Source organism: Cohnella silvisoli, assembly GCF_021190915.1.
Lineage (GTDB): Bacteria > Bacillota > Bacilli > Paenibacillales > Paenibacillaceae > Cohnella > Cohnella silvisoli.
On record NZ_JAIOAP010000001.1, the window covers coordinates 169,449 to 182,682 of the forward strand.

Below are 13,234 nucleotides of genomic sequence, written 5' to 3' on the forward strand. Positions count from 1 at the left end.
ATTAACGTCAAAGCAGGGCAACGTTTGGTTCTGAAGGACCTCTACTTTTTGTTTAACAACGAAGCTTTCGCGATTAAAATAGAGGCCGAGCCATCGCCGGGCACATTCATTGCCGGTGGAGGGGGCGGCGAACTAACGCCGAACAAAGTGTTATTCCATAATACCTCTTCCGGAGACGTGCGCATTTTCCTGCTTGTTAGCGCGATTAACAGAGCCAGGAACGCACGTTCCTTAAGTCGTTCGGATAGCTGGCATTTGACTCTTTAGCGGCGTTAACATGCGTGTTCTCTTCCACCAAGTTCTCATGATATAATGGAACCATACGCCGATACGGAAGCACCGATGGAGCGTGGCAATTTGCCAACCAACCATGCGGGAGAGTGAATGTATTGGCTATTAACCGATTGAAGCCGAAAAACGATTTTATTTTCGGATGCTTATTCGGCGAGAAGGCATCTAAGGATAGTTTAATGGCGCTATTGAATGCGATTCTGAGGCAGGATGGTTCGGATCCGATCATCGGGCTGAAGGTGATCGAGAACAAGCAGCTGAAGAAGGACATGCTTAGCGACAAAACCGGCAGGCTCGATATTCGAGCCGAACTGGCGAGCGGAGAACAGATTAACGTCGAAATGCAGATGCTAAATCGCTATAACATGGTGAAACGCACTTTATTTTATCTTGCGAAGCTGTTCACTGCTTCCATCAAAGCCGGAGAACCTTACGAAAAGCTGAAGAAGACTATTACCATAAATTTACTGAATTTTGAGTTGTTTCCTTTTGAAAGATTTCACAGCACCTACCACTTCTACGAGGATCATGAAGATCGAGCGATGCTTACGGATGCGCTCGCAGTCCACTTTATAGAATTTCCGAAATTCGAACGTGCCGAGAAGGACAAAAATATAGCCTTGCACAGGTGGCTGCTGTTCATGGACGAGAAGCTGCCTGAAGATCAATTAAAGGAGCTGATGGCAATGGATCCTATGATCGGGAAAACGGAAGAGCAATTGGAGATGTTAAGCGGCAAAGACTACGTACGGGAGCTGGCGGAAGCGAGGGAGAATGCCATGAGAGATTGGAATTCCTCGATGTCAGGCAGCAGAGAAGAAGGAATAGCAATAGGCAAAGCGGAAGGTAAAACAGAAATGGTCTTAAAAATGTTGGCAAAAGGATTGGACGTCGCGTTTATTTCCGAGGTAAGCGGGATGTCTGTGCAGCAGATCAATCGTTTGGCTGAATCCGCCGCCGATTCTAAGTAAATGAAAAAAAGCGCCCGCGGGGCGCTTTTTTCTTCGCATTAGCTAAGCAGGATGAAGCTGCTTCGATACTTGTCGTAATCGGCTTCCCTGCAAGTCATTGCCAGCCGCGTACCGCCTTCTTCGTGGCTCATGGAATAAACGTGAGCGTGCTCGTTGAAATAAGACACTAGTCGCCCCTGATCGAAGGGGATAAGGATTTCGTATTCCTTGTAATCCGTAAAGATACGATCGCTAATCAATTGAACTAGCTCCTCGATCCCGCTATTCTTCCGAGCGGATAGGTACACGCTGCCATCTTCGATCCGAGGATAGGCGTGGTCCGTTAAGTCGGCTTTATTGTACACCTTCAGGACCGGAACCTCGCCGGCTCCAAGCTCCCGAAGTGTCTCGTTCGTCACTTCGACCCGCTTCTCGTACGCTGGATCGGAGCAATCGACGACGTGAAGCAACAAGTCGGCCCCGGTCACTTCTTCCAAAGTAGAGCGGAACGCCTTAATAAGATGATGGGGCAGCTGGCTGACGAATCCTACCGTATCGGCCAACAAGAACGATCTGCGATCCGGCAGCTCGATGCTTCGGACGGACGTTTCCAAAGTGGCGAACAGCATATCTTTGGCGAGCACCTCTTTGGCAGATCCGGGACTGTACTTCTGCACCATAGCGTTCATCAGGCTCGATTTCCCTGTATTCGTATAGCCTACCAGACAGACGACGGGGATCTCATTTTTGCTGCGCTGCCTGCGCTGGATATGGCGCCTGGCTATCAGCTTCTCCAGATCCGCTTGCAAAGCCGCGATCCGATCCTCGATCCTTCTCCGGTCAAGCTCCAGCTTCGTTTCCCCGGAGCCTCGGTTCTTAAGCCCCGCTCCTCCACCGCCGCCCTGACGTCCGAGCGATTCCCGAAGTCCGACTAAGCGAGGCAGCATATATTGCAGCCGGGCGACTTCGACTTGCAGTTTGGCTTCCCTTGTCTGGGCCCGACTCGCGAATATATCCAGAATCAAGATCGTTCGGTCGATAACCCTGCAATCCAGCTCAGCCTCCAGGTTGCGAATTTGAGAAGGCGACAGCTCATCGTTGAAGATCGCGACGTCTGCCCCTTTTTCCTCCATAAGCTCCTTCAATTCCTTGATTTTGCCGCTCCCCATGTAGAGGGACGGATTGACTCGTTCGGCTTTCTGAGCCAACTCGCCGACAACTTCTATTAGGCACGCATCGGCCAGATTCCGCAATTCTTCCAAGGCGCTGGGAAAATCGGGGTTATTATGGAGTTGAACTCCGACAACTACCGCTTTGTCACGCAATTGTTCCATCTATTCCTCATCCTCCGATATAAATAAGCAAATAAAAAACACAGGCGACTCTCTGCCTGTGCGTGCATTAATCATCTAGAGGACAAAAGGAAAAAAGCGCAAGCAGACGAATCTCTTCGACGCTTGCCGATCCTACCTATTCCTAGGGAAGCAAACGAAAGGAATGCCCGAAAAGCAGACAACGAGACGTATCCCGTTATCCATAATCCATTCCAAGCATCATTATTCATTCACTTTGATATAGGGTTCATAGGACAGACCAATCCTGAGTCCTCTGCACGCAGGCAGAGCCTTTAGCGCTATTCAATTAGCCGCGCAAAGATCTAACTCGGATGTAGTCTATCACACGTAACCCTCCGTTCCTGTAAGTAACAATAATTTTAACACAGGTCGCCGAACTGGCAAAGTCGGCATCATTAATTCTGAGAAGATTAATTCGGAGAAGATTGATAATAAAAAGAAGATATAATAAGATTGTTCACATCTTCAGCTTTTTGTTATATGCGCTTCGGCTTCCACATCAACGATTATAGACTGGGAGAATGCAGACATGAACTGGCGAGACGGGATCAGAGCTTTTTTGACCAGTTGGAAGTTGCTTTTGTTTACTTTGATCTCCTTGTTGATTTTGTTCCTTATCTCCTTTCAGGGATATGTCATCAGCAAACAATCGACCAGGACGATCGAAGGGCAGTACAACCAAATTCTTGTTGAAAATATGGACTCGCTTTCGGTTAACATCTCTAATTACTTGAACTATATTGACGATTTTGCCCGTACGTTATCTAACAATCCCGATCTCATCCGCATTTTACAGAACAGCAATACCTCCACAAAGAAGAAGGCGGAGGAACAGATTCGGCAGTTCTCCGAATATTACCACCTCAGATTGCCCGTAAATATCCAAATATTCAGTCAACAATCGGATATATACGCCTATCCCTCCATAAACGTATGGGAAGAACGGAAGCTGAAGCAAATCGTCTCGACTTTCCCTTGGTATGAGAAACGGGTCGTCCTGGACAATAGCTTTCTTCATTGGAACGTAACGGCAGATTTTCATAGTGAGCATTCATCGAATGTCCTTTACGTCAGCAAAAATATTATCCAGAACAATCACTCGTTAGGCCTGCTCATAATCCAACTGAACGGAACCTTAATCGAACGAATGCTGAACAGAGCCCAGATCAATGACGAGAACCCCATCTTCATTTTTTCCGGAGATATGCAGACTCTATTCCACAATGAGACTCTTCCCGGCGAACTGTCCAAGAACACGGCCTCCCTCCAAAGCATTTATCGGAATGTCAAAACCCAGAACAAAGATCAGGGATCGATCGATATCCGGTTGTCGGGCGTCGAATACCATTTGATTTACAAACAAATCGCATCCACGCCATGGATGATGGTTTCGTTAATTCCTCCTCATCTTCTGCATACGGACAGCGTGAGTATTTGGCGAATCACCGCTATCATGACGGCAATATCCATTCTATTTATTATCGTGTTCTTCGTTATTCTGTACACCAAAGTGACGCTGCCGGTGCAGAATTTGTCCAGAATGGTCAGAAATGCCGGAAATGGGCTCGTGCCCAACACCTATTCGTATAAGGGGTTCAAGGAAATTGAAACCTTAAATCGCGGCATCTATCAGTTTTTCGCGGAAATTCAAGAGCAATTCCATACGATCAAACGGGGGGAAGGGGAGAAAAGAAGGCTGGAGCTTCATGTGCTGCAGGAGCAAATGCGGCCTCACTTCTGGCATAATTCCTTGAATTCGCTAAGGTTTCTGGCCGTTCTGCACGGGGACCATAAGATGGCGGAGGCGATTCTCTCTCTAACAAGAATGCTGGATTATACGCTGAAAAATACCGACGTGCTGTACAGCACGCTCGAAGAAGAAAAGGAATATGCGATGAGTTTCGTCCGTTTCCAGGAGATTCGATCGATGCAACAAATTAAGGTCGAGCTTGATCTGGACAAGTCGTCCCTGCAAGCCCAAATTCCTAAGTTTACGGTTCAACCCATTGTTGAGAATGCCATTCTGCACGGGTTCGCGCACCCATTCGATAAAGAACCGCAAGTTACGATTAGGGCAAGGGTTCTAGGCCAGAAGTTGATCGTATGGATGACTGACAATGGATGCGGGATTGCACCGGATGTTCTGGAGAGGCTCTTCCACCGCGAACAACGGCACACTCGGAAATCATCCGGAATCAGCTTGCTTAATTTGCAGCAGCGATTCCGGTTGGAATACGGGGATCCCTACGGTATCCAAATCGAAAGCCAAGTTAAACAATTTACGACGGTAACGATTACTCTTCCTTACAAAATAGCCGAACAGGAGAAAGAAGGAAGCTCGTTATGAAAGTGATGATCGTCGAAGATGAAATTTTGGTCAGATTGGGTTTGAGAAAAGCGATTCCGTGGTCTTCTCTGGGGATGGAGCTCGTCTGCGAAGCCATGGACGGGGACGAGGCTTACGAAATGTTTAAGCAGCACAATCCCGACATCGTGCTTGTGGACATAGAACTGCCGAAAATGGACGGTCTCAAATTTATCCGTTACGCCAAAACCCATCACTCCGGAGCTCGGTTTATCGTATTGACGTGCCAACAGGATATGAAATACACGCGCGAGGCCATTCAACTGCAAGTCAGCGATTTCCTATTGAAATCGACTTTGGACATGACGGAATTATGCGGTATTCTGCAAAACATATCCTTCGACATTGTAAGGGAGCGGGGGGAGGCAGAGAAGGCGCTGTCGATGAATGCGTCATTGGATTTGCCGGTCAAAGTATTCATGCAAAAGTGGCTGAGCGGGGCTATGACGGATTCAGCCCAAATCCAGCAGCAGCTTGCGGAAATGAAGTTGGCGGGGAAAATAGAACGACTTCAGGCTTGGGTACTGCAGATAGATATTCATTCCCCATTTGCCATACTGTCGAGTCAAATCGAGCGGTTGGCGAGAAATCGGTTCGGCAGTTCCCTAATCGGAAACGTAGAGGACGCGCAGCACCGCAGGTGGCACTTCATTCTATCCGACAGCTTCAGGGCATCGGATCTTAAGCAATGGCTGCGAAAGGTTAAGGAACATACGGGCATTCAAGTTTCTCTCGCCATGAGCGTGTCTTTTACCCATCCTCACGAGTGGCCATCCCATGATCGTAAAGTCGTTGAATTGCTTCAGCTTCAATATTTCGACGATGAGCCGGGAATTTACGACGAGAGCCATTTTCTGAATGAGGCGATGTCCGACACGGTGCAGAAACTAAAAAAGGAAATTTACGATTGCATAGAATCGCTGCAATTCGCGGCGGCCAAACATAAACTTACGGATCTGCAAGCCGAATTGAAACGCCCCCCGCATCTTCACCCCAATGTCGTCAAAAACATGCTAACGGAATTTCTGTTTCGCACTTGGTCCGCTTGCGAGGAATTGGCTTCAGGCAAACAGGTGGCCAACCACCAATTGGTCGATCAAATGTACATGACCCGAAAATTGGAGCATACCGTCGCTTTGCTCGTTCAAGATATGGATAGGACGGAAGGCTATTTGTCGCTGACGAATTCCGTCGAAGATAAAAGCAGGGTCATCGTGCTCATTAAGCAATATATTAAAACCCATCTTCAGCAAGAAATCTCGTTACAGGAAATCGCGGACACGTTTCACATTAACAGTTCTTACCTAAGCCGTTTGTTCAGAGAAGTGAGCAATGTAAGTTTTACCGAGTTCGTGCTGCACGAGAAGACGGAGCTGGCGATCGTCATGATGAAAAGCGGCAAAAGCCTGACCGAAATTTCCGAACACCTCGGCTATCTAAACCTGAGCTCGTTCACCCGAATGTTCAAGAAGGTGCGCGGAGTTTCCCCATCCCACTATAGTGATAAACCGGAAGTCATAAAATGATAAGTGGAATAAACGTCGTTTACATGGCGTTAATCGAATTTATATCTTGTACGAAAATAGCGGCGAAAAGATAAACAAGTGGTCACTTCCTGTAATGTCCGGCCACGGCGATTCCTCCTACAATTAAAACTAGCAATACTACATCCCGTGCTAGGGGGAGGAAAATTCAAATGAACGTGGTAAGCGGAATGAAGCGAACTTTTAAAAGTTGTATCGCCCTGCTTGTTGCATTCGGCATGATGATTACCCTGATACAACCTGCTATTGCCACACCGTCGGATGTTAAGCCGCATTGGGCGGCTAAGGAACTGGAATCCTGGGTAAATCAAAAATTGCTGCAAGGATACGCGGATGGTTCGTTGCATCCGGATGCGAATATTACACGGGCAGAATTTGTAACGTTTATTAACAGGGTGCTGAATTTGACGAAAAAATCGGCAAAAACATTCCCTGACGTTAAGGCGAATGAATGGTATGCCGACTCCATCGCAAAGGCCGTCAGCGCCGGCATTATCCAAGGCGACAGCAACGGCCGTATGAATCCGACGGCTCCGATCACAAGACAGGAAGCCGCTGCAGTGGTTGCCAGGGCATTTAAGCTTAAAGGCGATGCAAGCGCAGCGAACGCTTTCGTCGATTCCTCGGCAATATTGGATTGGGCAAAAGCTTCTATCGGAGCGATGAAAAGCAATGGCTATATAGCAGGCAGAGACGGCAACAAATTCGCGCCTGCGAGCAAAATCACCCGTGCCGAAACGGTTAAGATGATCGACAACGCAATGGGTGAACTTATTTCCTCAACAGGAACATACAGCGGGAACAAGAATGGCAATCTTGTTGTAAATACCAAAGATGTCGTTTTGTCCGATATGACGATAAAAGGAAATCTTTATTTAACCGAAGGCATAGGCGAAGGGAATGTCGCTATGCACAACGTTAAAGTCGCCGGTACGACCTTTGTTGAAGGCGGCGGCCCTAATAGTATCGAGGTTGAGAATTCCTCGCTCGGAAATGTTGAAATCATCAAGAAGGATGGAAATGTAAGAGTCGTTATGGGCAAGGGAAGCAGCGCGGCCTCGATAACGATTTCATCGGGCGCTATCCTGGAAAACAATTCTGAAACGACTATCGATCATGTCACAATAAAAGACAACGCGGACGGAAGCCAGACGATTACGATAAGAGGGAATGTAGCGAATCTTACCGTAGAGGGCAAGATGAACGTGGTGTTGGAAGGCGGAACCGTTACAAACCTTACGCTTAATGCGGCGGCAACGATTGGCGGCAACGGCAAAATCGAAAATGCGACCATTAATGCGCAGGGTTCTACGCTAGGCCAAAAACCGGTCCATACTACCTTTAAGGATGGTATAACGGCAACGATTGCCGGCAAACAAGAGGGCGCAACGCAAAATGGGACGACGCAAGGAGGTACAGGGACAACCGGAGGCGGCAACGGCGGCGATCCGAATCCGCCAACGGAAGAGTTTAATGGAACTAAAATAATTGGCGGACACGATATCGTTCTGTTCAAAGATGAAATCGCCTGGCTGGATGTCCGTACGCCCAAAACGGTTTCGAATGCCGAAGCCGATTGGACCATACCGGAAAATGGCGTCATCGTCGAAGATGACGATCATGGAAACAAGCGCGCGATCAAGGCCAAGGGCCCTGGCGTCGAGACCGTTAGCGTATCCTTCGGGAATGAAAGCGATTCGGTCAACGTTATCGTAGCGAACTATAATGTCAAGCTTACTCTGAATAATAAAGTCAACAGCACAGCGGATCTTGCTTCGATCATGGCTCCAGGCAAAACGGCGACGGATTGGGCGTCCTTGTCGCCGGAGGTTGCGACCATCGATTCTGATGGCAAAGTTACTGCGGTGAAAGTAGGCAATACGGTTGTATCCGCTATGGTTGACGGCCAACCGGTAAGAACCAGAGTAATCGTGGATCCGGATCCGGATAAATTCGAACCGCTCAATCCGATCGATATTTCAAAGAGACCTACAACAGCACAAACGGTCAAACCGAATGTGACGGCTGCTAATGTGGGCCAAGTATTGCAAAAGAAGGTAACCAAGTATTCCTTTGCGGATAATGCGTTGCCGCAGAACGTGAAAGATTATATAGGCGGAACAATTCAAGCGCCTGCGGATAAAGCAATTCCGCAATTAACCGGCACTCTTCCCGGAGAGATGCTTCCCGTGGATGAATCGGATGTCAAATTCAGCGTAGCGGACACAGATGGCACGACGACATGGCTTGCCACAAGCAAAGGCGTCGTACGAATTAATACGAGTGAATCATACTCGCGCGACGTCGTACAATTTTTTGCAACGCAACGTTATTTGCCTGATGACGATGTCCGGTATATGCTGGCTGACGGCAACGGCGGTGTATGGGCGGTAACGAATACCGGTGTCTCTCATATCGAAATGATAGCGATGGGCTATGAAGAGAAGGCTCAGATGATGAGCGACAATCTTCAAGAAAATAATTCGCGCCGCGGTCCTAACGGGCAGCAAACATTGCCTTTCCTTTCGGAAGGCTACGGATCTCCTGGAAACTACCGCGGATATGAACAAGATAACGACGGGCTGTGGACTGCCGATGCCATTGCCGGAGAAATGTTCCGTACGGCCGTCGAGGAAGCCAAGAATCCTAACAGCACTCAAGCTAAAGAGGCGCGTGCGAGGGCAACAAAATCCGTAGAAGCAGATTTATTGCTGATGTACGTCACGGGACGTGCGGGCCAAATCGAAGCCAAGATCAAGATGCTGCCCTACAGCACGATGGATACGGGCATGATGAGTTACTCATATTTGAAAGCCGGAGGGAACAAGAATAATCCCGACGATTATGTGTACGCTGGTCCGGCGGCAACCGAGAAGCGAACGATACAGGGCTTTATAAGCCGGACAATGGGTATCGACCTCCCGGGCTATGACCAACATACGAATTGGGACGGTATTTTTTACAAAAAAGGTTTGACGATTGACGGTAAAAGTTATTCCTATAACACAACGAAATCGTTAACGGATCCGACCAATATAGGGAATCAGGACGTCAGGAAAAAAGGCTGGGGAGAATTCGCGGGATCGGTCGTCAACTCCGCCAATCCGATTCCCGAGAGGCTTGCTAAGCTTTACACGGATCTCGGCGCAACCGAACAGGACCTTTACTATAAGGGTGATACAAGCGCCGATGAAATTCTTGGACATATGTATTTGTACAAAATTGCCTATGATACGCTGTGCACCGGTCCGAATGCGGATAACGAGCTCGGCGAGCTTATCGCCAATGCCGCAGGGGAATTCGCTCGACACATTATCAATAACGGCTACACGATTACGGATATTACCGGGCAACCGACCGTACACGGCAAGTACAATGGCGACACCTTCGGCCGCACTGAAGACGCAGGCGAAGATACGGAATTGAGGGCAGCCGAGCTGATGACCATTTTCAAAACGGTCGCTTATGTAACGGGCAACCAAATGTTCTTGAACGAATACCGCAAGGTTGCAAGGGAATATATTTATCCGTCCGTGTTTGAAAATGAGGATGCCTACAACGATGTAGTCAACGGAATTAAAGGAGTAGGACCTCTTGCCGGGGCAAAAGGGCTGGAAGACGTTGCAATGCCGCCTCAGAACGGGTATGCCAAAGGATACATGCAGCGGTTGAATCATCGCTGGGCCAGCTACTATTATGCCAGCAGAAGAGACGGCGACCCGCATCCTTTCACCTGGTACAACTATTCGGACGAAAGGCAAGCGATGTTCACCTTCTACAACCTGATCGCCATTCCGGATCAAGCTGAAGACCAAGATATCGCCGTCATGATCCGCGCGGGAATCGACAATTGGTATCAGTCCAACATGCAGTACGAAGACGAACCGCTATGGGATTACATCTACCAGCTTGCGTATCCCAATGAGCTAAAAATAGACCTAAAAAAGACAGCATGGGTGCTGAAACGTACGCCTATCGACAGAACCGATTATGCTGTCAACCTAACGGGCCGCAAGGATATTTCTTGGTTCGTAACGAAAGCGATCGTCACCGCCGACGATGGCTATAACAGCAAAGTATCGAACGAGAGCGGCCTTGTAACCGCTGGCGGAGTCCCCGTGGCAAACGGGATCGTTTACGACCCTGCAACGAAGCAATATACGAAGCAGGCTGTCATGGAAGGCGACTTGTTCGTTGCAAGAACAAGAAGACAAGAAGGAAGACATGTGCAAACGGCAGTGAAGGATAATCCGACGTTAAAGGTTGCCGTTTCGCCTGACGAACGTCCGCTTACAAGACCTGGCGACAGCATGTTCGCGATAGACGACGGTGGCAGCGGGGCATGGGACTACGGAAACGCCTTTAACGCTCCGTATTGGATGGCACGTTACTATGGCATGATCACGCAAGATCAATAGGAGGAGAGAAATAGATGGCTCTTAAAAAAGGTTGGACCGCGCTGCTGCTCATCATCTGTATCGGATTGATGACGGCTTGCAGCAGCAACAATAAAGATAGCTCGCCATCCGGCTCCGCCGCTTCGAACGACGGCGGACAGGATAAGAAAATCAAGCTCGTGTTCTGGAATACGTCTTATCCGACGATCGACGAGAACGACAAAACGAAGAAAAAAGAAGAGTTCTACATTTATAAAGCCATTAAGCGGTATGAAGAAGCTCATCCGGGCGTGACGATCGACATTCAAGATATCCCGGACGGAACGAATGCGATGACCAAGTTTCAAACGGCCGGCATCGCGAACAACGGGCCTGATATCACCAACCTGTGGTCGGGAAACTACACGCTCGATTTGAAGCAATTTATCCAACCGCTGAACGAGTACTTGGATCAGAAAGTTATCGACGGAATGACCGGGTGGAGCTCGGTAACCGAGAATTTTGCCGATAAGGGTACGATTTACGGCATACCGGACGGAAGCGACGGAACGATCGGCATCCTGTACAATAAGAAGCTGTTTGCGGATGCCGGCGTCGATCCGGAGAAAATGCCGCTTAAGAATGTCCAGGATTTTATGGGTATGCTGCAAAAAATCAAGGATACCGGCGTGACCCCGATTGCGATGGAGGATGACGGAGATTTCGTTTACTTCCTAGACTACTGGTTTGCGCAAATGGTCGGAACACCCGGAATCAACGACATCGTGAACGGGAAGCTGAAATTCAGCAATCCGCAACTGCTCGAGGTGATGAATCAATACATTCAACTGTACAAAAACGGTTTTGTCACGAACGATCAACCGCAAACCCAGTTTTACAACGGTAAGGTGGCGCTCATTTTCGGCGGCTACGGCTATCTCAGCGATGCCCGTAACGCGCTCGGCGACGACCTGGGCATGATGAAAATTCCCGATTTCAGCGAATCCGCAGTCGTTCATAACGGCGGGGTTGGCGGAAGCGGAGCGGGCTTCGTCGTCTCCAAATCGTCCAAGTATCCGGAAGAAGCGGTTAAATTCATCCTGTTCCTGCTTAGCGAAGAAGAACAAATTGCCCGTTTCAAGGACGGGTACGGCAAGCTGCTCAATGTGACGAATGTCGAGGTCGGCAAGTTCACCGACGATCCTTATATCATCCGGCAGCAGCAATGGGCCAATGAGCCAAGCACGATTTTCTGGCCGGACAACATTTATCCTTCTGAATTGTCTACCTACATCAGTTCTATGAATTCATTGGTTATCAAGAAGCAGCTTCCAGCCGCCGATTTCTTGTCCAAGTTGGATCAGAAGCGGGATGAAATCCTGGCTCAGAAGTAAGCAACGTTCCAGAGGCCTTCATCCTTCATCATCCAGATGAAGGCCTTATCTTTCTTATAAGAGAGGCTCGATCCCATGCATTATCGTACGAAAGAAACCCTGTCGGGATACCTGTCGCTCCTGCCCGCTTTCTTAGCCTTGACCGCGATTATTTTCTACCCGATGGCGAATACGTTTTTTCATAGCTTTACCAAGTGGGATGGAGCAACCTCGCATTGGATCGGCCTAAGAAATTACAAGTTCATCTTTACCAACGGGGAATTGTGGACGCTGCTGCGCAACAACGTCATCTTCCTGCTGTCGATTCCGGGCATTCTGCTCTTATCGCTGATCGTCTCCGTTCTGTTATTCGAAGAAGTTCGCGGCTGGCGTTTCTTCCGATCGCTCTACTATATTCCGACGATTCTGTCCTCGGTCGTTGTCGGTTTATTGATGAGGATGATGTTCGCCCAATCCGGCGTCATCAATCAGTTCCTTCATGCGCTCGGTCTTTCCGATGGCAAGCTGGAATGGCTTTCTCATGTGCCTACGGCATTCCTTGTATTGATTTTTTGCTTTTATTGGCAAACTCTCGGGCAAGGGGCGCTTATTTTCCTGTCCGGGCTTTCTTCCATTTCACATGAAATTTTCGAATCGTCCAGCATTGACGGAGCCAATTGGTGGCAAAGGTTGTTCCATATTACGATTCCGTCCTTGATTCCCACGATCGTTTACTTTACGGTGACCAACGCCATTTACTGTTTCATTGGATTGTTCGCGCTCGTTTATTCCGTGACCAAGGGAGGTCCGGGGCTCGAAACGACGCCGATCGATTACATGATTTATATTAAGGCCTTTCAATCGCCTGACCAGCTTGGTTATTCCAGCGCTTTATCGATCGTTCTGTTCGTGATCGTGCTGTTCGTTTCATGGGTTCAATTACGATTGTCAAACCGGTTTCAGGAGTAAGGAGTTTAATC

Annotated in this window: 7 protein-coding genes and 1 pseudogene; 7 read left to right on the top strand and 1 reads right to left on the bottom strand. The window is 48.5% G+C overall.

Annotated features, from left to right (window positions below):
• Positions 1–24 precede the first annotated feature (24 nt).
• Both K7P76_RS00715 and K7P76_RS00720 read left to right on the top strand, forming a co-directional pair.
• The gene (locus K7P76_RS00715) at positions 25–267 is read left to right on the top strand and encodes a hypothetical protein (RefSeq protein ID WP_232182153.1); all 243 of its coding nucleotides are present in this window, start codon (positions 25–27) and stop codon (positions 265–267) included.
• A gap of 122 nt (positions 268–389) precedes the next feature.
• A complete protein-coding gene (locus K7P76_RS00720; RefSeq protein WP_232182154.1) occupies positions 390–1,262 on the top strand; it encodes an Rpn family recombination-promoting nuclease/putative transposase in 873 nt (290 codons plus the stop codon).
• A gap of 38 nt (positions 1,263–1,300) precedes the next feature.
• Here the strand turns inward: K7P76_RS00720 and hflX are convergent, their stop codons facing one another.
• Positions 1,301–2,575 (bottom strand): GTPase HflX, encoded by a 1,275-nt coding sequence (gene hflX, locus K7P76_RS00725; RefSeq protein WP_232182155.1) that lies wholly within the window; start codon positions 2,573–2,575, stop codon positions 1,301–1,303.
• A 550-nt stretch (positions 2,576–3,125) separates the two neighbouring features.
• On the opposite strand from hflX, the gene K7P76_RS00730 reads away from it, so the two are divergent.
• From K7P76_RS00730 to K7P76_RS00750, 5 genes and pseudogenes are all read left to right on the top strand, one after another.
• Positions 3,126–4,943 (top strand): sensor histidine kinase, encoded by a 1,818-nt coding sequence (locus K7P76_RS00730; RefSeq protein WP_232182156.1) that lies wholly within the window; start codon positions 3,126–3,128, stop codon positions 4,941–4,943.
• A complete protein-coding gene (locus tag K7P76_RS00735; RefSeq protein ID WP_232182157.1) occupies positions 4,940–6,487 on the top strand; it encodes a response regulator transcription factor in 1,548 nt (515 codons plus the stop codon). The genes K7P76_RS00730 and K7P76_RS00735 overlap by 4 nt, the downstream gene beginning before the upstream one ends.
• Before the next feature lie 239 nt (positions 6,488–6,726).
• Positions 6,727–8,397, top strand: a pseudogene (locus tag K7P76_RS33585) (S-layer homology domain-containing protein); the annotation flags it as partial.
• A gap of 2,540 nt (positions 8,398–10,937) precedes the next feature.
• Entirely contained in the window at positions 10,938–12,275 is a 1,338-nt protein-coding gene (locus K7P76_RS00745; protein ID WP_232182159.1) for an ABC transporter substrate-binding protein, read from the top strand.
• A gap of 75 nt (positions 12,276–12,350) precedes the next feature.
• Positions 12,351–13,223 carry a carbohydrate ABC transporter permease gene (locus tag K7P76_RS00750; protein ID WP_232182160.1) on the top strand — a complete coding sequence of 291 codons (873 nt, stop codon included), beginning with the start codon at positions 12,351–12,353 and terminating at the stop codon, positions 13,221–13,223.
• Positions 13,224–13,234 lie beyond the last annotated feature (11 nt).